Raw genomic sequence first — 21,670 nt, forward strand, 5'->3', positions numbered from 1 at the left:
CTTCGTTGCGAGGGTTCGAGCACAAGACACCGGGAACCCGAGAAACCTGACACAGTGTGATGCAGATCACTCGACGGTGGTGGTCGGTCAGTCGACGGTGACTTTCGTCCGCTCGTCTTCGGGTTGCCTGCCGTCGAAGTAGGCCTTGGTCTCCCGATACACCAGCGGGGACAGGATCAGCAGGCCGACGAGGTTGGGCAGGGCCATCAGGCCGTTGGCGACATCGGAGAAGGTCCACACCGTGGCCAGTTCGCGGGTCGCGCCGACGTAGACCACGGCGATGAACACGATCCGGTAGGGCAGCACCAGCCGGCGGCCGAAGAGGTATTCGACGCAGCGGTCGCCGTAGTAGGACCAGCCGAGCACGGTCGAGAACGCGAACAGGATGACGCCCACGGTCACGATGACGCTGCCCCAGTCGCCGGGCAGGCCCTGGCGGAACGCCTCGGCGGTGAAGGTCGCGGGCGATCCCTCGCCCTTCCACACCCCGGTCACGACGATGGTGAGCGCGGTGAAGCTGACCACGACGAGGGTGTCGATGAAGGTCTGGGTCATCGACACCAGCGCCTGCCGCACCGGGTGGGTGGTCTGCGCCGCGGCCGCCGCGATGCCGCCGGTGCCGAGGCCGGATTCGTTGGAGAAGATGCCGCGGGCGACGCCGTATCGGATCGCCGCGGCCACGCCGGCGCCGACGAAGCCGCCGGTCGCGGCGGTGCCGGTGAAGGCGTCGGTGACGATCAGCCCGATCGCGGCGGGCACCTCGGCGATGTTGAACGCCAGCACCGCGGCGGCGCCGAGGATGTAGACGATGATCATGAACGGCACGAACAGGCTGGTCACGCGCCCGATGCTCTTGATGCCGCCGAGGATCACCGCGGCGGTGAGTGCGGTGATGATCACGCCCGTCGCCCAGGTCGGCAGGCCCCACTCGGATTCGACGTTGGCCGCCACCGTGTTCGCCTGGGTCATGTTGCCGATGCCGAAGGAGGCGAACACTCCGGCGACGGCGAAGAACCCGCCGAGGAACACGCCCAGCGGCCCCTTGATGCCCTGCCGCAGGTAGTGCATCGGACCACCGGCTTGTTCACCGGCGGCGTCGGTGCGCCGGAACCGCACCCCGAGGAACGCCTCGGAGTACTTGGTCGCCATGCCGACCAGGCCGGTGCACCACATCCAGAACACCGCGCCCGGCCCGCCGAGCGCGATCGCGGTCGCGACACCGGCGATGTTGCCCACGCCCACCGTCGCGGCCAGCGCCGTCGACAGCGCCTGGTAGTGCGAGATGTCGCCCTCGGCGTCGTGGTCGCGGCGCTTGACGAACGCCAGCCAGAACGCCAGGCCGAAGTGGCGGAACTGCACACCGCGCAACAACACGGTCAGGTAGAGCCCGGTCAGCAGCAACAGCGGGATCAGCAGCCACGGACCCCAGATGAAGTCGCTGGCTTCGCTCAGGAACGCGTCCATACTCTCCTCGTACCGTCTTCGTGCTTCACCCCGGACCCGGAGGGCCACGGGCAACCATCGCGCGAATCGCGCCGACTAGGCATTCAATCACCGCCGCTCTTCCACCCCGGCGGGCCGGGGGTGCGGTCTCACCCGTGTCGGCGCCGGTACTCCTCGGCCGCACCCGGGTGCAGCGGCACCGTCCCGGTGCCGATCAGCGACCGCGCGTCGAGGAATTGGGTGCCCGCGGCCTCGGCGGGCACGAGCTCGTCGGTGCGGGTGAGCAGCAGGTCCACGATCGCGGCGGCGGCCTCCGCGCTCATCGCGGGCGCGGCCAGCAACAGGTTGGCCACGCCCACGGTGTGCACGGTCGGCCCGCCCGGATAGGCGTCGGCGGGGATCTGCACGCGGTCGTAGACCGGGCCGTAGCGGGCCCGCAGCGGGGCGGCGAGTTGCCCGAGCTCCAGCAGCCGCATCCGCGACGGCACCGCCAGCGCCGCGGTGGGCACGCCACCCGCCCACAGCAACGCGTCGATCGCGCCGCCCGACAGGGCGGCCACCGCCTCGCGCAACGGTTGATGCGTGACGACGACGTCGGTGGCCGGGTCCAGTCCGGCCGCGAGTAGCAGGCGCTCGCCGGTCATGGCCGCCCCCGAGCCGGTGGCCCCGAGGTTGACGCGGGCGCCGCGCAGCTCGGCGACGGTGTGGACGGGACTGTCGGTGCGCACGGCCAGTTGCAGGTAGTTCTCGTAGACGCGGCCGAGCGCGAGCAGCCCGGGCCCGGCCTCCCGCGCCGAATCCGCCAGTGCCAGTGCGGCATCCACCCGGCCCTCGGCGAGCAGGGCCAGGTTCTCCTGCGACCCCGCGGTCACCACGGTCTCGATCCGGACCGTGCCCGCCCGCGCCGCGGCCTCGGCGAGCAGGCGGGCGAAGGCGTAATAGAAGCCGCCGACCTCGCCCGACGCCAACCGCACCGCGGGCGGATCACCGCCCGCGCAGGCGCTCGCCGCCGCGAGCCCCGCCAGCACCAGAAAGCCGCGACGCGATAATCCGCGCACCGGGGAGACACTCATGCCGGCACCGCCGCGGGCAGGTGCACCGAGACCGCGAGCCCGTGCGGGTCGGCCGCGGCGACGGTGAGCCGCCCGCCCCTGGCCTGCGCCAGCGCCGCGGCGATCGGCAGGCCGAGCCCGGACCCGCCGGCCGGAGCCGTCGAGCCGCGATAGAACCGCGTGGTGAGCCGGTCGAGTTCGGGCGCGGGCACCCCGGCGCCGTCGTCGCGCACCGTCACCGTCACACCGTCCGGCTCGCGCGTCACCGCGATCACGGTGCGCGTGCCCGCCCCCGCGTACCGGTTCGCGTTGCTGAGCAGCACATCGAGGATCTGGGCGAGGGTGTCGGCGGGCACGGCCACCTCGGTACTGCCCATCGCGTCCGCGGCCTCCAGGGTCTGCTCGGCGGCGCGGAACGCCGAATGCCAGGCGTCCACCCGGTCGGCGACCACCTGCACCGCGTCGCAGCGGTCGCGGTCCGCCTCGGCCGGGAAGGCGGCCGGTGTCTCGGCGACGGCGAGCGTCAGCAGCCCGTCGAGCAGCGTGGTCAGTCGTTCGACCTCGGCGCTCGCCTTGCGGAAGGTCGGCGCGGCGCTCTCGGGGACGGCGGGTTCGAGGGAATCCAGCCGGATCGTCAACGCGGCCAGCGGATTCCGCATGGCGTGCGCGGTGTCGGCGACCAGCTGACGTTGCGCGTGCGCCGAATCGGCGACCGCCCGCGCCATCGCGTCGAAGGACTGCGCGACCGCGCGCATCTCCGGCGGGCCGCCGTGGCGGCGGGTGAGCGATGTGGGTGCGGCCGGGTCGGGCGTGCCCGGCGGCGGGGTCGGCAGTGTCGCGGTGAGTTCGGCCACGGCGTCCGAGAGTGCCGCCAGCGGCCGCAGCACCCACCGGCTCAACGTCACCGCCAACAGCATGAACACCAGCATGGCCAGCACCGCGCCCAGCACGATCACCGTCCAGGCCCGGGTGATGTCGGCGCGGGCCGCGGTGGTGGACGCCTGGATCACCACCGCCCCGTTGACCTGCACGCCGGTGCCGACCGGCCGGGCGATCAGCATCGTGGCCGCGCTCCACGGCAGCAGTCGCACCGCCGGTTGCGGCTGTTGATTGCGGCGGGCGGCGGCCACCGCGGCGGCGACGTCCGGGTCGGCGGTATCGATCCCGGCGTTGACGGTCGTCGCGCCGCGCGCGTCGACGACCAGCACGTTCTCGCCGTAGAGGGCGTGGTAGCCGGTGACCTCCTCGACCAGCGCGGCGGTGTCGCCCTCGGCGGTGGCCACCGCGTCGGCGAGCGAGGCGAACCGATCGGCGTCGCCGGAGCGGCCGAGCACCAGCTGCTGGGTGCGGCTGGTGGCGTAGGTGAGCGAGAGCGGCACGGCGAACGCGAGCACCGCGATCGCCGCGAACACCGTCAGCGCGACCAGCAGCCTGCGCCGCATCGGCTCACTGCCCCCACCGGTAGCCGTAGCCGCGGATCGTCGTGATCAGCCCCGGCCGGTTCAACTTGGCCCGCAGCCCGGTCATGTGCACATCCAGCGACCGGGACACCGCGACGAAGGCATCGCCCCAGATCCGGTCCATCAGCTGCTGGCGGCTCACCGCCGCGCCCGGCCGCTCCACCAGCGCCTCGAGCAGCTCGAACTCCTTCTGCGTCAACGGCACCGGTGACCCGGCCACCTCGACGACCCGCGCCACCAGGTCCACCCGCACGTCTCCGGTGACCACCTCCCGACGCGGCGGTTGCGCGGCCACCGCGGCGCGCCGGGTGACGGTTTCCAGGCGCGCCATCAGCTCCGCGATCCGCGGTGGCTTCACCAGGTAGTCGTCCGCGCCGCCGCGCAGGCCCCGCACGACCGAGCGCTCGTCGCTGCGCGCGGTCAGGATCAGCACCGGCACCGAACTCACCTCGCGCAGCTGCCGCAGCACCTGGAGCCCGTCGCCGTCGGGCAGGCCGAGGTCCAGGATCACCGCGTCGTAGCCGCGATGATCGAGCAGGAGTTCGGCGCCGCGGCGCTTGCGGTCGGCACGGAAGCCGCGGGCGGTGAGCGCCTCCACCAGCGCATCACCCACACCGTCGTCGTCCTCGACCACCGCCAGTCGCACGTGCCGATCCTTTCACACCGAGCAGTTCCGTCCGGGTCGCCGGCCGCTCAGGCGCGCGCGCCGGTCAGATCCCGCTCGGGCCCGCCGTCCACCGGCTGCGCGGTGTCGCCGTCGATGGTGGACTCGGCCGAGGTCTCCCGCATGAAGTAGTAGGTGACCAGCGAGATCGCGACGCAGCCGGCGACGTAGAAGAAGTACACCGCCTCCAGGTCCGCCTTCTTCAACGCCAGCGCGATCATCTCGGCGGTGCCGCCGAAGATGGCGACGGTCAGCGCGTAGGGCAGGCCGACGCCGAGCGCGCGGATCTTGGTCGGGAAGAGTTCGGCCTTGACGATCGAGTTGATCGAGGTGTACCCGGTCACGATCACCAGCGCCAGCATCATCAGGCCGAACGCGGCCAGCGGATTGCTGGTCTGCGCGAGCACCATCATGATCGGCACGGTCAGCACGGTGCCGCCCACGCCGAAGAAGATCAGCAGCTTGCGCCGGCCGATCCGGTCGGACAATCCGCCCGCCAGCGGTTGCAGCACCACGAACACCAGCAGCGCGACGAAGTTGATCCACGCGACCGTGCCCTTCTCCAGCCCGGAGGTGTTGATCATGAACTTCTGCATGTAGGTCGTGTAGGTGTAGAACGCCACCGTGCCGCCCAGCGTCAGGCCCACCACCAGCAGGCACTCCCGCGGATACCGCAGCAGCATCCGCAGCGAACCGCGGGCTGCCGCGGGCGCCGCGCCGGACTCGTCGGCCTCGACGGCGCGGAACTGCTCGGATTCGTCCATGCCGCGCCGCAGCCACATCACCACCAGGGCGCCGGTCGCGCCGATCACGAACGGGATGCGCCAGCCCCAGCTGTGCATCTGGTCGTCGGTGAGCACCTGCAGCAGCAGGATCTGCACCCCGAGCGCGGTCAGCTGGCCGGCCACCAGCGTGACGTACTGGAAACTGGAGTAGAACCCGCGCCTGCCCTTGGAGGCCACCTCCGACAGGTAGGTCGCGCTGGTCGCGTACTCGCCGCCCACCGACAGACCCTGCAGCAGCCGCGCCAGCAGCAGGATCACCGGGGCGGCGATGCCGATCGTCGCATAGCCGGGCGTCACCGCGATCAGCAGCGACCCGGCCGCCATCACGGTCACCGACAGGGTGAGCGCGGAGCGGCGGCCGAACCGGTCGGCGTAGCGGCCCAACGCCCAGCCGCCGAGCGGACGCATCAGGAAGCCGACGGCGAACACCGCCGCGGTGGACAACAACTGGGCGGTCGCATCGCCCTCGGGGAAGAACGCCTTGGCGAAATACACGCTGAACGCCGCGTAGACATACCAGTCGTACCACTCGACGAGGTTGCCGATCGATCCCCGCAGCACGTTCGCGACGACCCGCCGCTCGCTCCCAGGCTGTGTCGTAGTCACTGAATCTCCTTTTCCGGACGCAGCGTCGCGTCTGTCGGAAAAGGAGTGTGTCGGCAGTCACAAGGGTGACGGAAGGCTCGCGGACGTTTCCTAACACTCCCTTAGGACGATCGGTCCCGGCGCCCGCGCACCCTAAGCTCACAGCGTGCCAGACACCGCCCCCACCGCCACCGGCCGGTCGATCGTGCTGGACGCGCACGGCGTGCGCGCCGAGATCGGCACCGTCGCGGCCGTGTTGCGCTCGTTGACCGTCGCCGGGACCGCCCTCACCGAGCCCATCTCCGCGGCCGCGCCGCCGCCGCTGGGGTGCGGCATCGTGCTCGTGCCGTGGCCGAACCGGGTTCGCGATGCGCGCTGGACGCTGGACGGCGCACCACAGCACCTCGACATCACCGAACCCGCCCGCGGCAACGCGATCCACGGGCTGCTGCGCAACACCGAGTACAGCGTGCGCGAGCGTACCGGCGACAGTGTCACGCTGGCGGCGTTGATCCCGCCCCAGCACGGCTGGCCCTTCCTGCTCGACACCACGGTCGGCTACACGCTGCGATCCGACGGCCTCACCGTCGTCCACACCGCCACCAACCACGGCGACCGGCCCGCGCCGTGGGCGGTCGGCGCCCACCCCTACCTCCGGGTGGGCGACACGCCCGTCGGCGAGCTCGTGCTCACCGTCCACGCCGACACCTGGTTCGACGTCGACGAGCGGATGAACCCGATCGGCGAGCATCCCGTCGACGGCACCGACCGCGACCTGCGCGACGGCGTGCGCGTCGATGCCCTCGACCTCGACACCGCGTTCGGGGCGGTCACCCCGCGCGACGGCGTGGCCGCCCGGCTCACCGCCCCCGGCGGCGCCACCGTCGACCTGCGGTACGGCGCGGACTGGGGCTACCTCCAGGTCTTCACCCCGCGCACGTTCCCGCGCCCCGACGGCCCTGGCCTGGCGATCGCGGTCGAGCCGATGACGGCGCCGCCGGACGCGCTCAACTCCGGCCGCGGCCTGCACTGGCTCGAACCGGGCGAAACCACCTCGCGCACCTGGGAAATCGTCCACACCCCGAGCCGCTGACCGCGGCGGGACGGATATCGGCTGCGGCCGAGCGTGGTTCGGTTTCCGGCGGCCGCGACGGGGAAGATCACCATCATGACCACGGTGCGCACCCGGATCCCCGCCCGCCTCGACCGGCTGCCGTGGTCGCGATGGCACTGGATGATCGTGGTGGGGCTGGGGTCGGTCTGGATCATCGACGGGCTCGAGGTCACCGTCGTCGGCAGTGTGGCCGGGCGGTTGTCGGAGCCGGGCAGCGGCCTGCCGATTTCGGCGGCGCAGGTGTCCGGGCTCGCGGCGGCGATGTATGTGGCCGGTGCGTGCGTGGGCGCGCTGTTGTTCGGCTGGTTGACCGACCGCTACGGGCGCAAAAGGCTGTTCATCATCACACTGGCGGTATACCTGGCGGCGACGGCGCTCACCGCGCTGTCGTTCTCGGTCTGGTGGTTCGTGTTGTGCCGGTTTTTCACCGGGCTCGGCATCGGCGGCGAGTACGCGGCCATCAATTCCGCGGTGGACGAGTTGATTCCGAGCAAATACCGCGGCCGCGTCGACATCGTGATCAACGGAACCTACTGGCTGGGCGCGTCCGGCGGCGCGTTGCTGTCGGTGGCGGCGCTGAACCCGGAACTGTTCGCGCCGAACATCGGCTGGCGTCTGATGTTCGGCATCGGGGTGGTGTTCGGGCTGTTGGTGCTGGTGGTGCGCAGGCATGTACCGGAAAGCCCGCGCTGGATGTTCATCCACGGCCGCGACCGGCAGGCCGAGGAACTCGTCGACGGGATCGAGGAACAGGTGCGCCGCGACACCGGCGCGGAGCTGCCGGAGGTCGAGGAGATCGTGCAGGTGCGTCAGCGCCGCTCGACCGGGTTCGGGGAAATCGCCTCGGTAATGTTCCGCCGGTACCCGCGGCGCAGCGCTCTCGGGCTGTCCCTGTTCATCGGCCAGGCGTTCCTCTACAACGCCGTCACCTTCAATTTCGCGGTGATTCTCGGACGCTCGTTCGACGTGCCCGCCGACCGGGCCGGCTACTACTACGCGGTGATGTGCCTGGGCAGCTTCTTCGGCCCGCTGCTGCTGGGCCGCTACTTCGACACCGTCGGCCGCAAGCCGATGATCACCGCCTCCTACCTCGGGTCCGGTCTGCTGTTGCTGCTGACCGCGGTGCTGCTGGTGCGCGGCGACCTGACCGCTGTCACCCTCACCGCCTGCTGGGCGATCGTGCTGTTCGTCGCCTCCTGCGGCGCCAGCTCCGCCTATCTCACGGTGAGCGAGATCTTTCCGATGGAGACCAGGGCGATGGCGATCGCGTTCTTCTACGCCATCGGCACCGCGGCCGGCGGGATCGCCGGTCCGTTGGTGTTCGCCGAACTCACCGGTGACGGCGATCCCGGCCGCACCGCCCTGGCCTTCGCCATCGGCGCGACGATGATGATCCTCGCCGGGTTGGTCGAACTCGTCCTCGGGGTGCGGGCCGAGCAGCGGTCGCTCGAGAGCATCGCCGCCCCACTGAGTTTCCAGTCCGACGAACCCGACACCGCCGGGGTCCGGCGGTGAGGCGAGGATCGGGTCAGCGCTGGCGCCAGCTCAGTGGGCCGGGCAGGTCCACGCTGTTCCTGCGGGTGCGCGAATTCCACGACCACGGACCGATTTTGATGCTCCACGACGAGAGACCCGATTGGGTGAAGTTGAGCTTCAACGGCCCGAACGACTTGCGCTGACGGTACTTGATGGGCATGTGCAGCCTCCCTGATCCGGCTCCAGGATAGCCGATTTCCGTTACCGCCCACGGATTCCCGCGGTGGTGCGGCTCATTCACCGCGCCCGGTGCGCTGCTGCAACTCGTCGATCAATCGGGAGGCCTGTGCCTTCGTGAGGCCCTCGGGCACCTGCTCGCCCGCCTCCTGCGCCAGCGTGTGTAGGTAGGACTCCTGCGGACCGGTCATCGGCTCGTCGCCGGTGGTCCACTCCTGCGGATCCTTCTCCGGATTCGGCTGCACCATCGGTCACTCCTCACAGTCGACAGAACAGGTGTTCGACTCCCGGTCTACCCGGCCCGCACGATTTCAACCCGACCTCATCCGGGCCGACTCGGACCGGGTCACGGGCTGGGGCGCGTGGTCCCGAGACCGATCCGGCGGGCGAGGCGTGCCGGCAGGCGGGTCGCGATCTGGGCGGCGCCGGTGGTCCGGCGCGGCCGGGGCACGAGTTCGCCCGCGCAGTTTGGGCAGCTGTCCAGGCCCGTGTGGCAGGTGGGGCAGTAGGTGCACTCGTAGGAGCAGATCCACGCCTCACCGTCCGGTCGCAGCGTGGCGCCGCAGAGTTCGCAGCGTGACTTCATCCGCAGCACGGGTCAGCCCACCTTGTAGTTGGCCAGCGCCTTGGCGACGTGGGTGCCGGACGCGGTGACGATGTCGACCTCGCAGGCGGTGAGTGTCGCGCCGCGGCGCAGGGGCCGGCCGCGGCCGATCAGGTCCTCGGCGCGGGCGGGCTGGAGGAATTCCATGGCCAACGAGGCGGTCACCCCGCGCAATTCGCCGGGTAGTTCCCGCCCGCACCACGCCGCGGCCATCACGGTCATGTCGGCGAGTGCCGCGATGGCGCCGCCGTGCACCATGTCCTCGACGGTGGCCAGTTCGGGGCGCCAGGGCAGGCGCAGCGCCGCCTCGTCGTCGGTCAGTTCTTCGATCCGGACGCCGAGCAGGCGCACGAAAGGGGATTGCGGCACGAAGAGCCGCATGAGCTCGGTGCCACCGGACGCCATCTGCTGAAGCTGTTCCTTGTTCACCTACACAGTGAATGTGAGCTGCACTCTGTATGTCAAGGGTAGGATCGCGGTCGTGACGACGTTGCGACAGGCGCAGGCGCAGGCCACGCGGGAACGGTTGATCGAGGTGGCGACGCGGCTGTTCGCGGCGGACGGCTACGCGGCCGTCACCACCACCACCTTGAGCGAGGCCGCGGGCATGACCCGGGGCGCGCTCTATCACCACTTCGCCAACATGGGCGAGGTCATGGCGGCGGTGCTGGCACGGTCCGAGCGAGCGCTCGTCGAGCGCGTGGCGCACGCGCTGGACGGGCACCCGGAACCGGGCGCGAAGTTCCTGGCCCTCGGCCCGTCGCTGTTGCGGGTGCTGGCCGAGGATCCGACCACACAGCGCATCGTCTTCCTCGAAGCACCCGCCGCCCTGGGCTGGACCCGGTGGCGGGCAATCGACGAAGGGCGATCGCTGGCACTGATCGCGGGCCTGCTCACCGAGCTGCGCGAACGCGGACAGCTCGCCGAGGGCGTCGACCCGCATCTCACCGCCCAGCTGCTGCTCGGCGCGATCAACGAAGCGGGCATGCGGGTGGCCGCCACCGACGGCCGCGACCGCGCAGCCGCCGCCACCCAACTCACCCTCCTGTGCCGCGGTCTGCTGGCGTGATCCGGTGGCCGGCGCACCGGCCACCGGTGGCATTCACGCCGCGGTGTCGGCGGTGGGCAGCAGGCGGGCGAGCAGGTCGGCCAGGGTGATCAGGCCGACCACCCGGTCGCCGTCGGTGACGACGGCCAGGTGGTTGCGGGTCTCGCGCATGATCCGCAACGCCTCGTAGACCGCGGTCGCGGTGTCGAGGGTCAGCGCCGGGCGCATCAACCGCGCCGCGATGACACCCGGCTCGGCGCGCAACGCGTCGCGCACGTGCACGACGCCGTCCACCTGCCCGGCCGCGCCGACGAGCAGACGCAGATGCCCCGTGCGGCGGGCGGTCTCGGCGATCTGCTCGGCGTCGGCGTCGGGGGAGACCCCGCTGGGGTCGGCGCCGGACGGCACGATGTCGCCCACGGTGAGCGCGGACAACTCCAGCGCGCTCACCAGGTGTCCGTGGTATCGCTCGTCGAGGGTGCCGACGGTGGCCGAATGTTCGACCAGGTGCCGCAACGCATCCGGGTCCTGACCACTGCCGACCTGGTCGACCGGGTCCACGCCGACCTTGCGCAGGCACCAGTTGGCCACCTGGTTCAGCCGGACGATGAGCGGCCGGGTCAGCCACATGAACGCGCGCATCGGAATCGCCAGCAGGGTCGCCGATTTCTCCGGATGCGCGATCGCCCACGATTTGGGCGCCATCTCGCCGACGACCAGGTGCAGGAACGTCACGATCACCAGCGCGAGCACGAACCCGGCGACATCGGCGAGCCACAGCGGCGCGCCCCAGTTCTCGAAGGCCGGGGTGAGCCAGTGGTGCACCGCGGGCTTGGTGATTGCACCCAATGCCAACGTGCACACCGTGATACCGAGCTGTGAACCGGCCAACAGCACCGACAATTCCGAGGCGCTGCGCAGCGCCGCCCGCGCCGAGCGGCTGCGCGGCGCGGCGTCTTCCAGGCGGTGCCGGCGGGCGGCGATGAGGGCGAACTCCACGGCCACGAAAAAGGCGCTCGCCGCGATCAATCCGACCGTGGCCGCCAGCACGATCCACGGGTCATCCATCGCGGTTCTCCCCTTCCGGCTGCCCCGCGGCAGCCTCGACGCGGACGCTCACCCGCACCGACGCGGGCACGTGCTTGTCCACCGCACGCACCTCAGCCAGGAGGGTCCGCCGCGGTGGCGGGTCGGCCATGATCAGTTCGGCCGGGTCCGGCGGGAGCGTGATCGCGACGGTGGTGCCGACCTCGGGCAGGCCGCCGTACTCGGTGATGACCAGTCCGGCCAGGGTCTCGTAGTCGCCGTCGGGCAGCGCGTGGCCGAGGGTGCGGCGCACCTCGTCGAGGTGGACGTCCCCGCGGATCAGCCAGCCGTCGCCGTCGACGGTAACGACCTCGGTCTCGATCGCGGTGTCGTGCTCGTCGGCGATCTCGCCCACGAGTTCCTCGGCCATGTCCTCGATGGTGACGACCCCGGCGAATCCGCCGTACTCGTCGATGACCAGCGCCATCTCCTCGCCCGCGGACCCCAGGCGGGCGAGCACGTCCGGCAACGGCAGCGTGGTGGGCACCAACACCGCGGGCCGGCACCGCGATCCCGCCGTGCCGGTCTCGCGGTCGTCGAGCAGGTCGTGCAGGTGCACCACACCGCGCAGGTCGTCGGCGCTGTCACCGACCACCGGATAGCGGGTGTGCCCGGCACTCATCCTCGCCAGGACCCGCGCGACCGGCTCGCCGGCGCCCACGTAGTCCACCCGCGAGCGCGGGATCATCGCGTGTTCGGCGGTGCGGGTGGGGAAGTCGAGGATCCGGTCCAGCAGCGCCGACAGTTCCGCGGGCAACTCGCCGGTGTCGCGGGACTCGGCGACGATGTGCACCAGATCGCGCGGGGTGGCCGAATGCTCGACGTCGTGCACCGGCTCGATCCGCACCAGGCGCAGCAGCAGGTTCGACGAGGCGTCGAACAGGGTGATCAGCCAGCCGAACAGCCTCAGGTACAGGGTGGTGGACCTGGCCAGCCAACGCGCCACCGGTTCCGGCCGGGCGATGGCGAGGTTCTTGGGGAACAGCTCGCCGAACACCATCTGCACCACGGTGGAGAACGCCACCGCGAGCACCGTGCCGACGGCCACGCCCACCGCGGTGGGGACGCCGACGCCGCCCAGCAGATCCCCGAACCCGCTGCCGATCAGCGGTTCGGCGACATAGCCGACCAGCAGGCCGGTCACCGTGATCCCCAGCTGGGCTCCGGAGAGCATGAACGACGTGCGGCGGGTGACGGTGAGTGCGCGGGCCGCCGCCGCGTCACCGGCCTCGGCCCGAGCCCGGAGCCGGGACCGGTCCACGGCCATGTACGCGAATTCCTGCGCCACGAAGTAGCCGGTGAGGGCGGTGATGGCCAGAACGACGAGGATGCCGAGTGCGATACCGAGAACGGTCAGCACGGTCGGCTCCGGGAAATGGTGACGGCGGGAGCGTCACACGGGGGCGGGGAGGGTCTTCGAGGTTTGCGCTTGGCGCGTCTCATCAGCTCTCTCTGCAATCGAATGGCAACCTACCCCACCCAGAATAAGGCAATCCAATTGATCCCGTTTGTCCGAGTCGGCGACGGCGGCCTGGACGCCGCTGCCCCGGGAACGTCCGTACCCGGCCTCGGACGATCTGCTCGCACACCGTCGTCCCTGACCGTGGGTCACCGATCCCGGATGGCGGCCGCGGCGGCCGCGCGGGAGCGGACGCCGAGCTTGATGCGGGCGTTGGCGATGTGCCGGTGGACGGTGTGCGGGCTCAGCGTCAGCCGTTCGCCGATCTGGGCGTCGGTGAGGCCGTCGGCGACCAGCCGCAGGATCTCGCGCTCCCGCTCGGTGACGGCCGCGGGCCCGGGCGGGGTGGGGTGCGAGCGGATCGGGTGCCCGAGACCGCGCAAGGTGGCGTCGGCGACCCCACCGGCGTCCCCGCGCCACGGGAAGTGGTCCTCACCGGGCAGTTCCACGAACGTGGCCCGGCGCACCCGCCGCGCCACGTCGACGCCGAGGGCGAACGGCACGGCGCGGTCGTCGCGGCGATGCAGCACGGTGGTCGGGACCGTCAGGGCGGCCAGGTAGTCGGTGGCGTCGAGCGCGTAGGCGCCCGCCAGGGACCGGGCCGCCTGCTCCGCGGTCGCGGACAACCGCTGGAACTGGGCGAAACGTTCCCGCTCGGCATTGCCGGCGCCGGGGATGAAGATGTCGGCGAGCAGCCGCGAACCCAGACCCCAGTGCGCGGAGATGGCATCGACCATGGCCCGGCGGGCCGCTTCGGGCGCGATGTCGGCGCCGCGGGCGAACGCGCCGTAGAGCACGAGACGGTGCACCCGGCCCGGCATCCGGGCGGCCAGTCCCGCGGCGACGGCGGCACCGGAGGAGGCGCCGACGAGCGCGAGCCGGTCCAGCCCCAGCGCCTCGATGAGCTCGGTGGTGACCGCGATCTCGCCGTCCAGGTCGAGGGTGTTCCCGCCGGTGCCGGAGGCGCCGCGGCCCGGCTGGTCGTAGCGGATCACGGTGAACCGTTCGGCGAGCCGGGACAGGTATGCCCGGAACAGCGGATCCTCCCAGTTGAGCGTGAGGTGGCTGCACCACCAGCCGCCGACCAGCAGCGGCGGGCCGCTGCCCACCGCCGAGTACGCGATGTCGCCGCCCGAGGTCTTCAGGTGGCGCACGAGTTGATCCTCGACGCGCAGCATGATGCCACCTTTCCCGATCGTCACGGCTGCCGCCGCAGTTCCACCCACACCGCCCGTGCGGAGGCGACCACCGCGCCCGACCCATCGATGATGGCGGATGCGGTGCGCACGGAGCGATTCCCGGCGTCGAGGGTCCAGCCGAGGCAGATCAGTTCCTCGCCGACCTCGATCGGACGGCGCTGATGCGCGGTGAGACTCCCGAGCAGGCAGAACCGCCGCTCCCGCATGGCCGCGGCGGGGTAGCTGGGGCAGTCGAGCGCACCCCACACCGCGGCCGCGCGCACGACGCCTGCCACGGCGAAGCGTTCGGTCGGCACGAACGGGCTGGCCAGCACCTCCGGATGGCCGGGCAGGGGACCGGAGGTCACCCGCAGCCCGTCGTCGCGGTCGGGTCCGCAGACCACACAGTCCGACAGCGGGTGCTCGATCCCGCGCATCGGATGCGACCGCCGGGCGTGCTCGGCCTGGTCCATGCTCGCCCGCACGGGCGGTTCCAGCACGAACGGCTCGACCGCCGCCGCCGTGGCGAGCAGGGTGTCGCCGTGGGTGACAGCGGCTTTCGTGCCGTCGCCGGTCGCCGTGAGCGGCACCGCGAGCGGCACCCCGTGGCGGAGGACGACGGTGGCGGTGCCGCCGACCAGACCGGCGAAGGCGCCGCAGGCGAAGCCGCCGTTGGACATGCCGGGCAGGGCGTTCTCGGCGGCGGACAGGGTGAGGGTGGTGGTCGTCGAATTCGTCATGGCAGCCAGCCAACCGCGCCGACCCCCGCGCCCGGATCACCCGTTTCCGCCATCCGAAATGGCCGGAACCGGCCATGCCGAGCGGGGCGGGCGCGGGCCAGACTGCCACCATGACCACAACGACCTTCGGCCGGCGTTCCTTCGCCCGCTGGTATCCCCGTTTCATGGACCGCGTCGAGCGCGCCGGGCAGGCGGACATCCGCCGCGACCAGCTCGCCCATGCCCGCGGCCGCACCCTGGAGATCGGCGCGGGCAGCGGCCTGTCCGTGCCGCACTATCCCGACCAGCTCGAGGAGCTGGTGCTGCTCGAACCCAACCCCGACCTGCGGGCCCAGCTCGCCGCCCGCACCGACACCCCCGACGTGCCGGTGCGCGTGATCGACGGCGACGCGCACGCACTCGACTTCCCCGACGCCGCCTTCGACACCGTGACCGCCTCGCTGGTCTTCTGCTCGCTGCGCGATCCGGCCCGTGCCCTCGCCGAGGTGCACCGCGTGCTGCGGCCCGGGGGAGTGTTCCTGTTCCACGAACACGTGCGCGGCAGCGGCGTGCGCGCGGTCTTCCAGGACGCGCTCACGCCGCTGCAACGCCGCCTCGCCGACGGCTGCCACGCCAACCGCGATTTCGAATCCCTGGTCCGGGCAGGCAAATTCGCGACGGTGGAACTCACCGCCATGCGGATGCCGACCCGCCTGCCCACGATCGTGCCGTTGGTCGTCGGCTCGGCGCGGAAGTAGCGTCGGCCGCCGCTCACTCCCTGCTCACCGCACGGGCGCGGGCGGCCAGACCGTCGAGCACGTCGACCCGCTCGGCCGGTACCTCGACATTCATGCGTATCGATGCCGTGCCGACGGCGGTGAAATGCCGAGCACCGATGCCAGCGGCGCTCCCCACCACGATATTCCGCCCAACGATGCCGACGGTGCCGGTCAACGCCGTACCGCGGCGAGAATCTGCGTGACGAGATCGTCCAGCCTGCGCTGGTGCGCGCCCGCCCAGTAGATCCGCCCGCATCCGGTGCAGCGGCGGAAGGTGTCGTAGTTCTCCCGGGTGCCGGGTGAGAGTTCGTGGACTATCTCGTCTTTGGCTACATCGGCCAACACCGCGCCGCAGCGCAGACAGCGGGTGAACGGGGCCAGCTGGTCGGCGAGATCGAGGCGGCCGATCACCTCGACGATCTGTTCGAACGGACGGTCCGCGCGCACGTACACGCCGTGGCTGACGATGCGACGGGCGAGCAGCCCGCGGTCGCGGGTGAGCAGGATGCGGTGGTCCTCGGCCGAGATCTCGGCCAGCCGCGCGTCGGTGGCGTCGAAGTCGCAGCGCACGTCCTGGCCCATCAACCGCAGCAGGCGGGCGAGGCCGCCGAGATTGACGTCGACCAGCATGCGCGGCTCGCGCAGCGGATGCGGGCGCACCCGGGTCAGCCCGGAGATGTCGAGGCTTTCGAACATCGGATAGGCGGCGAGACGATCGCCGGGGCGCGGATGATGCTCGAAGCCGACCGATTCACCGTTCACCAGCAGCAGGTCGATCTCGGTGTGCGGGACGCCGGCGGCTTCGACGATGTCCTTGACGGTCTGGTGCGGCCGGACCGGGCGCCACAGTGCGTCCTGGCGGTCCTGCGGCGGCAGGAAGTCGTTGAGTTCGGCGTACAGGCGCAGCTCGATGCCGGGCGCGGTCATGTCTCCATGATCCGGTCGTCCGCAACCGAATTCACGCGGTCAGCCGGTCGTCGTAGACGCTCGCCAGATCGCGCAGGGCCGTCCCGCCGTCGCCCTGGAAGCTGGAGCCGTGCATGATCGCCAGGGTGGTCGGGGCCAGTTGGGCCAGGCGGCGCAGGGTGGCGGGGACGGCGGGGCCGATCGATGTCGCGTGGAAGACGTCTTCGGCGGCCGCCGCCGGTTCGACGAGGTCGGTGTCGGTGAGCGCGGGACCGTCGCCGAGCTGGGTCATCAGGTCGCCACAGAACAGCACCCCGGTGGTCTGCTCGTAGAGCACGCGCGCCTCCCAGTTGTGCGGGGCGTGCGGGGTGTCGATGTGCTGGACGCGGCGGTCGCCGAGGTCGATCACCTGGCCGTCGGCGAGCGGTCGCGGCGGCCGGTCGGCCATGTCGTCGAGGGAGACCGCACAGCCGAGTGCGCCGTGTGCCACCTGCGCGTGCGGGGCGGCGGCCAGGAAGAGATTCATCGAACCGCACTCGTCGGCCTCCACGTGGCCGAAGGTGATCCAGCGCAGCTCCTCGACCGGTCTGATCCGCGTGATCTCGGCGGTCACCGCCGGGAACAAGGCCCGCATGCCGGTGTGGAACAGCAGCGGTTCCTCCGCGTCGAGGAAGAACTGGTTGAAGGTGAACCCGGTCGGTCCGACCTCGGGGATGTAGGTGGAGATGCGATAGATGCCGTCGGCGATCTCGTCGGTGTGGGTTTGCATGATCGAATCCCGGTGCTGGCGTTGACCCCCCACTCGAAACCACGCGCGACCTCGAAGTTTACTCCCGTGCGCGGGATGCCGACAGCCCACAGGAGAAGACGGCCTGCCCGGTGTGGGCTACCGAAGACCCCGGTGTGCGGGTCCGGCACGTGGCGCGGACCCGCACGGTGCGCTACCGGCCCACGTGCACGGCCGGGCGACGGTCCGCCCACGGCATGGCGCGCTCGAGATCGCCGGCTAGCGCCAGCAGCGTGGCTTCGTCGCCGTAGCGGCCGGCGAACTGGATGCCGATCGGCAGGCCCGCGGTGGATTCGGCCAGCGGCAGGGAGATGGCGGGCATGCCGGTGACGTTGAACAGCGCGGTGAAGCTGCCGTAGTCGAAGATCCGGTCATACCATTCGCGCGCGCTCAGCGAGGCGTCGTCCGCGTCGAGATGCCCCAGCGGGATCGGCGGTGCGCTGGTGGTGGGGGTCAGCAGCACGTCGTAGCGGGTGAGGAAGCCCGCGACCGCGCGGGTCGTCTGGTTGAACACGCGGTCGGCGGCGAAGATGTCGAACGCCGACAGGGTCTTGCCGTATTCGACACACGCCAGCGTGGTCGCCTCCAGGTACTCCCGGCTGGGCTGCACGGCCAGTTGTGCCGAGGCGCCGAGGACGGCGTCGGCGAGGAAGCTGCACCACGCGTCGAGGTTGGCCTTGTCGAAGGCCGCCACATCGAGTTCGGGCGCGGCCTCCTCGACGACGTGCCCCAGCTCCGCCAGTCGCTCGGCCACCCGGTTCACCGCGGCCACACACTCCGGGTCGACCGCGCGACCGGCGTCCATCGGGGTGGTGGTGACGGCGATCCGCAGCGGCCGGGAACCCGCGGCGGCGTGCTCGGCGTAGCTGCGCACCGGGCCGGGCAGCAGGTAACGGTCGCCGGGCTCGGCACCGTGCACCGCGTCGAGCAGCCGCGCGCAGTCGCGCACGGTGCGGGTGACGGCGAATTCGATGCCGAGGCCGAGCAGCGGGTCGGCGAAGTCGGGGCCGGGGGTGGTCCGGCCACGGCTCGGCTTGAGGCCGACCGCACCGCAGGCCGCGGCGGGGATGCGGATCGAGCCGCCGCCGTCGTTGGCGTGCGCCATCGGCAGTGCGCCGCTGGCGACCAGCGCCGCCGAGGCGCCGCTGGAACCGCCGGGGCTGCGGTCGGTGGCCCACGGGTTGCGGCTGGGTCCGCCGTAGGCGATGGCCTCGGTGGTGGCGTTGAACCCGAATTCCGGGCTGCGGGTGATCGCGCCGATGGCCAGGCCGGCGCGACGGAACCGCGCGACCAGGTGGGTGTCCTCCGGGTGGGCGACACCGGCGCCGAACAGCCGGCTGCCGCTGCGGCTGGGCACCCCGCCCGCGTGCGCGATGAGGTCCTTCAGCGCGAACGGCACCCCGGCGAACGGGCCGGACTCGTCGTAGTCGAGCGGTTTGTCGAACCGCTCGCCCGCCACGGCGGCCAGTTCGGGCTCGACCGCGTCCAGGGCGGTCGCGGCCGCCGTCCAGACCTCGGCCGCGCTGACCTGGCCCTCGCGGATCAGCTCCGCCAAACCGGTGGCGTCGTGCGCGGCGTATTCGGCGACATCCATGTGATTCTCTCCTCGTGCTTCGCGGGCGGGATGGGCGAAGGGTAGGAGCGAACATCACGGCGCGTATCGGCAGAATGACGGAGGCGCAATCGCGGGCGGGTTGCTAGCCGCGCACTTACCATGACCCCATGAGCGAGTCGGCGGTGCGTGCACGTCTCGCCGCCGCGCTGGAACTCCGGGACGCGGCGGCCGGGTCCCCGGTGGGCGAACCCCTCCGACAGCAGGCCGCCCGCCTACTGTTCGCCCTGCGCCGGGTGGTGCCCTACGACCACGCCGCGCTGTCGATCCCGGATCCGGTGACCGGCGAGCACACCACCTACACCAACTTCGGCTACAGCACCCCGACGCTGGACCTGATCAACGACGCCATGCCGGACATGGAGTTGTACGACGAGCTCCGCGAGACCCGGCTCCCGGTGCTGTTGCACGACGTGGACCGGCGGCGACGGCGCGGCGTCGTGTTCGACACCATCCGGCGCAACGGCTTCCGCGACGGGCTCAGCCACTGCCTCTACTCGCCGCACGGCCGCTACCTCGGCATGCTGAACCTGAGCACCTACACCCCGCTCGACGAGCACACCCTGGCACTGACCACCCTGGTCTCCGACGCGCTCGCCGCCGCGGTCGACCCGCTGCGCCCGGTCAACGGTGCCGCCATCGCCCTCGGCGCGGGAGAGGAGGCCCTGCTCATCGATCGCGAAGGCACGCCACGCCCGTTGACGGCCGGCGCGTGCACCGACCTGGCCGCGGCCCTCGTCGGTCGGCTTCCGGCGCCGTCGGCGACGGTGATCCACCGCGCGCAGGTGCACGAAGTCCGCGTCGACGAGGTGCGCGGCGGCACCCTGCTCCGGCACCGCCCGGTGCCGCCGCCCGCGGGATTGACCCTGCGTGAGCTCGAGGTGCTGGAACTGCTCGCGCACGGTGCGGCCAACACCGAGATCGCCCGCACCCTGCGGATCGGGGCATCGACGGTCGCCACCCACGTGGAGGCGATCCTGCGCCGCACAGGATCGCCCAACCGGACCGCCGCAGCCGTCTACGCGACCCGCATCGGGCTGTGCCGTTCCTGGTGAACCTTGACAGGCAAGTCCGCGCTTGCCTATCGTGGCGGTCGTGGACGCAGACCCCGACCTGTTCAAGGCGATCGGCGACGCGACGCGACGCACCATCCTGGACGAACTGATCGACCGAGACGGTCAGACGCTGTTCGAGCTGTGCGGCCGGCTGACGATGAAGCACGGCCTCACCTCCTCGCGACAGGCCATCTCCCAGCATCTGGCCGTGCTCGAACAGGCGGGCCTGGTGCGCACCCGCCGGCAGGGCCGGTACAAGTTCCACCACATCGACACCCGCCCGCTGCGCGCGATCGTCGAGCGGTGGCCCATCGACCGAGAGGAACCGAAGCCGTGATCCGCATCAACATCACCAGCGTCTACGTCGACGACCAGGCCAAGGCGCTGGACTTCTACACCGGGAAACTGGGCTTCGTGAAGAAGACCGACGAACCCGCCGGCGGTGCGCGCTGGCTCACGGTCGTCTCACCCGCCGACCCCGACGGTGTCGAACTGCTGCTGGAACCCGACGGGCACCCGGCGGCCCGCACCTACAAGGACGCGCTGGTCGCCGACGGCATCCCGTTCACCCAGTTCGCCGTCGACGACGTGTACGCCGAGGTCGACCGGCTCAAGGGCCTCGGCGTCGAATTCACCCAGGAGGCAACCGATCTCGGGCCCGTCGTCACCGCCGTCTTCGACGACACCTGCGGCAACCTGATCCAACTCGCCGCGATGAAGTAGCGCTGGTTCCGCTCACGTGGTGGGCTGACGATCACGGTTCACCTAATCGCCGCCGGTCGCGGGCGCAGCCCGGTCGTCGTGGTGACGCGGGGGCCGGCCGGCTATTCACCGATGCCCGCGCCGTTGCTCGAAGCGGTCGTGGTGCCCCGACCTGGCCGATGCCGCCACGACATTGCGGTGCATCGGCGTGTCGTCCGAACCCAGGCTGATTCCTTTTGTGAAAATCTTCGCAGAAAGCCTGTCGCCGATCGAACCGCTCCCACGGAGGTGAGATATTCCCACACTGTCGCAGGTCTACAGTTCGCCTGAATGCTACCTCGGGCCGGGTCAGGCCGGTCATTTCTACTTCAGCGAAATCCCTTATCTCCCAACCATGTTCTACATGGCGTACCCGACAACGTCGGAACCCGGTAAACACTCACTGTGGACAGAGTGGCACGGTATCGCGCGATACAACAATTATGCGGAGGGCGGCACGCTGTCTCAGGCGGACGTGCATTATGTCCGCGTCCAGAACGAGCACGGGGACCGCAGCGAAACGTTCAGAATCCGCGCCTGGCGACCTTGGCAACCGTAGAGGAGATCGCTGATGTCAGAGCTGCTCGTAGTAACCGATGAAGAAGGGAACATCCGGGCCGCAACCAGGATAGGGGCCGCGCCAGACCCTGACGTGCCCGAAGCCACGCACCTCCAGGTTCGTATCGCGCCGCAGGCCGGCGAAGCGGTGCACAGCGTCGCGCTTCCGGACGAGTTGCGTGCCGCGGGATCCCTGGCGTCCCTCGATCACTACTACCTGGATGTAGGTGGAGGCGTGGCCAGGCTGACGCGGCACACCGCCGCCGAATAGTTCGCCGGCCTCGGGGCGGCCCGTTCCGGCGGGGTCCGACAGCCTCCTCGA

At 71.0% G+C, this 21,670-nt stretch carries 25 protein-coding genes; 8 read left to right on the top strand and 17 right to left on the bottom strand.

Translation table 11 applies throughout. The annotated features are described in order from the left end of the window. Positions 1-87: 87 nt before the first annotated feature. From CRM89_RS07010 to CRM89_RS07030, 5 genes are all read right to left on the bottom strand, one after another. On the bottom strand, positions 88-1,464 hold the full coding sequence (locus CRM89_RS07010; protein WP_060591149.1) for a sodium:alanine symporter family protein: 1,377 nt from the start codon (positions 1,462-1,464) through the stop codon (positions 88-90). A 128-nt stretch (positions 1,465-1,592) separates the two neighbouring features. Beyond that, complete coding sequence (locus CRM89_RS07015; RefSeq protein WP_098083537.1) at positions 1,593-2,516, bottom strand: TAXI family TRAP transporter solute-binding subunit; 924 nt, start codon at positions 2,514-2,516, stop codon at positions 1,593-1,595. Beyond that, the gene (locus tag CRM89_RS07020; RefSeq protein ID WP_098083538.1) at positions 2,513-3,937 is read right to left on the bottom strand and encodes a HAMP domain-containing sensor histidine kinase; all 1,425 of its coding nucleotides are present in this window, start codon (positions 3,935-3,937) and stop codon (positions 2,513-2,515) included. Before CRM89_RS07020 ends, CRM89_RS07015 begins: the two co-directional genes overlap by 4 nt. A 4-nt stretch (positions 3,938-3,941) precedes the next feature. Then, positions 3,942-4,601 carry a response regulator transcription factor gene (locus CRM89_RS07025; RefSeq protein ID WP_098083539.1) on the bottom strand — a complete coding sequence of 220 codons (660 nt, stop codon included), beginning with the start codon at positions 4,599-4,601 and terminating at the stop codon, positions 3,942-3,944. A gap of 47 nt (positions 4,602-4,648) precedes the next feature. Next, entirely contained in the window at positions 4,649-6,010 is a 1,362-nt protein-coding gene (locus CRM89_RS07030; protein WP_011209348.1) for an MFS transporter, read from the bottom strand. 145 nt (positions 6,011-6,155) lie between these two features. Here CRM89_RS07030 and CRM89_RS07035 point away from each other — a divergent pair, with 145 nt between their 5' ends. Together CRM89_RS07035 and CRM89_RS07040 are read left to right on the top strand one after the other, a co-directional pair. Further along, entirely contained in the window at positions 6,156-7,082 is a 927-nt protein-coding gene (locus CRM89_RS07035) for an aldose 1-epimerase family protein (protein ID WP_098083540.1), read from the top strand. 75 nt (positions 7,083-7,157) lie between these two features. Continuing rightward, positions 7,158-8,618: an MFS transporter gene (locus CRM89_RS07040; protein ID WP_050768284.1), complete on the top strand. Its 1,461-nt coding sequence runs from the start codon at positions 7,158-7,160 to the stop codon at positions 8,616-8,618. Between the two features lie 13 nt (positions 8,619-8,631). Here CRM89_RS07040 and CRM89_RS07045 read toward each other — a convergent pair whose 3' ends face one another. From CRM89_RS07045 to CRM89_RS07060, 4 genes are all read right to left on the bottom strand, one after another. Next, positions 8,632-8,799, bottom strand: a complete 168-nt coding sequence (locus CRM89_RS07045) for a DUF4236 domain-containing protein (RefSeq protein WP_011209351.1) — start codon at positions 8,797-8,799, stop codon at positions 8,632-8,634. 73 nt (positions 8,800-8,872) lie between these two features. Continuing rightward, positions 8,873-9,064 carry a DUF3072 domain-containing protein gene (locus CRM89_RS07050; RefSeq protein ID WP_011209352.1) on the bottom strand — a complete coding sequence of 64 codons (192 nt, stop codon included), beginning with the start codon at positions 9,062-9,064 and terminating at the stop codon, positions 8,873-8,875. A 98-nt stretch (positions 9,065-9,162) separates the two neighbouring features. Next, the gene (locus CRM89_RS07055; protein WP_220275465.1) at positions 9,163-9,402 is read right to left on the bottom strand and encodes a DUF1272 domain-containing protein; all 240 of its coding nucleotides are present in this window, start codon (positions 9,400-9,402) and stop codon (positions 9,163-9,165) included. Between the two features lie 12 nt (positions 9,403-9,414). Then, the gene (locus CRM89_RS07060; protein WP_060593323.1) at positions 9,415-9,825 is read right to left on the bottom strand and encodes a PaaI family thioesterase; all 411 of its coding nucleotides are present in this window, start codon (positions 9,823-9,825) and stop codon (positions 9,415-9,417) included. Positions 9,826-9,901: 76 nt separating this feature from the next. Here CRM89_RS07060 and CRM89_RS07065 point away from each other — a divergent pair, with 76 nt between their 5' ends. Continuing rightward, entirely contained in the window at positions 9,902-10,489 is a 588-nt protein-coding gene (locus CRM89_RS07065; protein WP_098083541.1) for a TetR family transcriptional regulator, read from the top strand. A 33-nt stretch (positions 10,490-10,522) separates the two neighbouring features. Here the strand turns inward: CRM89_RS07065 and CRM89_RS07070 are convergent, their stop codons facing one another. From CRM89_RS07070 to CRM89_RS07085, 4 genes are all read right to left on the bottom strand, one after another. Next, positions 10,523-11,536 carry a hemolysin family protein gene (locus CRM89_RS07070; RefSeq protein WP_060591140.1) on the bottom strand — a complete coding sequence of 338 codons (1,014 nt, stop codon included), beginning with the start codon at positions 11,534-11,536 and terminating at the stop codon, positions 10,523-10,525. Continuing rightward, a complete protein-coding gene (locus CRM89_RS07075) occupies positions 11,529-12,914 on the bottom strand; it encodes a hemolysin family protein (RefSeq protein WP_098083542.1) in 1,386 nt (461 codons plus the stop codon). The genes CRM89_RS07070 and CRM89_RS07075 overlap by 8 nt, the downstream gene beginning before the upstream one ends. Positions 12,915-13,162: 248 nt before the next feature. Further along, positions 13,163-14,191: an alpha/beta fold hydrolase gene (locus CRM89_RS07080; RefSeq protein WP_060591136.1), complete on the bottom strand. Its 1,029-nt coding sequence runs from the start codon at positions 14,189-14,191 to the stop codon at positions 13,163-13,165. A 20-nt stretch (positions 14,192-14,211) separates the two neighbouring features. Continuing rightward, complete coding sequence (locus CRM89_RS07085; RefSeq protein ID WP_098083543.1) at positions 14,212-14,931, bottom strand: hypothetical protein; 720 nt, start codon at positions 14,929-14,931, stop codon at positions 14,212-14,214. A gap of 110 nt (positions 14,932-15,041) precedes the next feature. Here CRM89_RS07085 and CRM89_RS07090 point away from each other — a divergent pair, with 110 nt between their 5' ends. After that, entirely contained in the window at positions 15,042-15,668 is a 627-nt protein-coding gene (locus tag CRM89_RS07090) for a class I SAM-dependent methyltransferase (protein ID WP_195009717.1), read from the top strand. 13 nt (positions 15,669-15,681) lie between these two features. Here CRM89_RS07090 and CRM89_RS30330 read toward each other — a convergent pair whose 3' ends face one another. From CRM89_RS30330 to CRM89_RS07105, 4 genes are all read right to left on the bottom strand, one after another. Continuing rightward, on the bottom strand, positions 15,682-15,864 hold the full coding sequence (locus tag CRM89_RS30330) for a hypothetical protein (protein ID WP_127516094.1): 183 nt from the start codon (positions 15,862-15,864) through the stop codon (positions 15,682-15,684). Next, a complete protein-coding gene (locus CRM89_RS07095) occupies positions 15,861-16,616 on the bottom strand; it encodes a Mut7-C RNAse domain-containing protein (protein ID WP_060591131.1) in 756 nt (251 codons plus the stop codon). Before CRM89_RS07095 ends, CRM89_RS30330 begins: the two co-directional genes overlap by 4 nt. Positions 16,617-16,647: 31 nt before the next feature. Continuing rightward, on the bottom strand, positions 16,648-17,364 hold the full coding sequence (locus CRM89_RS07100; RefSeq protein ID WP_098083545.1) for an MBL fold metallo-hydrolase: 717 nt from the start codon (positions 17,362-17,364) through the stop codon (positions 16,648-16,650). A 172-nt stretch (positions 17,365-17,536) separates the two neighbouring features. Beyond that, the gene (locus CRM89_RS07105) at positions 17,537-18,976 is read right to left on the bottom strand and encodes an amidase (RefSeq protein WP_098083546.1); all 1,440 of its coding nucleotides are present in this window, start codon (positions 18,974-18,976) and stop codon (positions 17,537-17,539) included. A 128-nt stretch (positions 18,977-19,104) separates the two neighbouring features. On the opposite strand from CRM89_RS07105, the gene CRM89_RS07110 reads away from it, so the two are divergent. From CRM89_RS07110 to CRM89_RS07125, 4 genes are all read left to right on the top strand, one after another. Continuing rightward, complete coding sequence (locus tag CRM89_RS07110) at positions 19,105-20,049, top strand: LuxR C-terminal-related transcriptional regulator (RefSeq protein WP_098083547.1); 945 nt, start codon at positions 19,105-19,107, stop codon at positions 20,047-20,049. Between the two features lie 31 nt (positions 20,050-20,080). Further along, entirely contained in the window at positions 20,081-20,386 is a 306-nt protein-coding gene (locus CRM89_RS07115) for a helix-turn-helix transcriptional regulator (RefSeq protein WP_011209366.1), read from the top strand. After that, positions 20,386-20,772 carry a VOC family protein gene (locus CRM89_RS07120; RefSeq protein WP_170916118.1) on the top strand — a complete coding sequence of 129 codons (387 nt, stop codon included), beginning with the start codon at positions 20,386-20,388 and terminating at the stop codon, positions 20,770-20,772. The genes CRM89_RS07115 and CRM89_RS07120 overlap by 1 nt, the downstream gene beginning before the upstream one ends. 589 nt (positions 20,773-21,361) lie before the next feature. Continuing rightward, positions 21,362-21,619, top strand: a complete 258-nt coding sequence (locus CRM89_RS07125; protein WP_098083548.1) for a hypothetical protein — start codon at positions 21,362-21,364, stop codon at positions 21,617-21,619. The last annotated feature ends 51 nt before the right edge of the window (positions 21,620-21,670 follow it).

It is taken from the genome of Nocardia sp. FDAARGOS_372 (assembly GCF_002554515.1).
In the GTDB taxonomy this organism is placed as follows: Bacteria; Actinomycetota; Actinomycetes; order Mycobacteriales; family Mycobacteriaceae; genus Nocardia; species Nocardia farcinica.

Excerpts from the sequence above, each read along its gene's own strand:
- CRM89_RS07125 (WP_098083548.1), top strand. The coding sequence starts at position 21,362 with ATGTCAGAGCTGCTCGTAGTAACCGATGAAGAAGGGAACATCCGGGCC.
- CRM89_RS07045 (WP_011209351.1), bottom strand. The coding sequence starts at position 8,799 with ATGCCCATCAAGTACCGTCAGCGCAAGTCGTTCGGGCCGTTGAAGCTC.
- CRM89_RS07090 (WP_195009717.1), top strand. The coding sequence starts at position 15,042 with ATGACCACAACGACCTTCGGCCGGCGTTCCTTCGCCCGCTGGTATCCC.
- CRM89_RS07070 (WP_060591140.1), bottom strand. The coding sequence starts at position 11,536 with ATGGATGACCCGTGGATCGTGCTGGCGGCCACGGTCGGATTGATCGCG.
- CRM89_RS07010 (WP_060591149.1), bottom strand. The coding sequence starts at position 1,464 with ATGGACGCGTTCCTGAGCGAAGCCAGCGACTTCATCTGGGGTCCGTGG.
- CRM89_RS07050 (WP_011209352.1), bottom strand. The coding sequence starts at position 9,064 with ATGGTGCAGCCGAATCCGGAGAAGGATCCGCAGGAGTGGACCACCGGC.
- CRM89_RS07020 (WP_098083538.1), bottom strand. The coding sequence starts at position 3,937 with ATGCGGCGCAGGCTGCTGGTCGCGCTGACGGTGTTCGCGGCGATCGCG.
- CRM89_RS07100 (WP_098083545.1), bottom strand. The coding sequence starts at position 17,364 with ATGCAAACCCACACCGACGAGATCGCCGACGGCATCTATCGCATCTCC.
- CRM89_RS07015 (WP_098083537.1), bottom strand. The coding sequence starts at position 2,516 with ATGAGTGTCTCCCCGGTGCGCGGATTATCGCGTCGCGGCTTTCTGGTG.
- CRM89_RS07110 (WP_098083547.1), top strand. The coding sequence starts at position 19,105 with ATGAGCGAGTCGGCGGTGCGTGCACGTCTCGCCGCCGCGCTGGAACTC.
- CRM89_RS07060 (WP_060593323.1), bottom strand. The coding sequence starts at position 9,825 with ATGGCGTCCGGTGGCACCGAGCTCATGCGGCTCTTCGTGCCGCAATCC.
- CRM89_RS07055 (WP_220275465.1), bottom strand. The coding sequence starts at position 9,402 with ATGAAGTCACGCTGCGAACTCTGCGGCGCCACGCTGCGACCGGACGGT.
- CRM89_RS07095 (WP_060591131.1), bottom strand. The coding sequence starts at position 16,616 with ATGACCGCGCCCGGCATCGAGCTGCGCCTGTACGCCGAACTCAACGAC.
- CRM89_RS07085 (WP_098083543.1), bottom strand. The coding sequence starts at position 14,931 with ATGACGAATTCGACGACCACCACCCTCACCCTGTCCGCCGCCGAGAAC.
- CRM89_RS07040 (WP_050768284.1), top strand. The coding sequence starts at position 7,158 with ATGACCACGGTGCGCACCCGGATCCCCGCCCGCCTCGACCGGCTGCCG.
- CRM89_RS07080 (WP_060591136.1), bottom strand. The coding sequence starts at position 14,191 with ATGCTGCGCGTCGAGGATCAACTCGTGCGCCACCTGAAGACCTCGGGC.
- CRM89_RS07105 (WP_098083546.1), bottom strand. The coding sequence starts at position 18,976 with ATGGATGTCGCCGAATACGCCGCGCACGACGCCACCGGTTTGGCGGAG.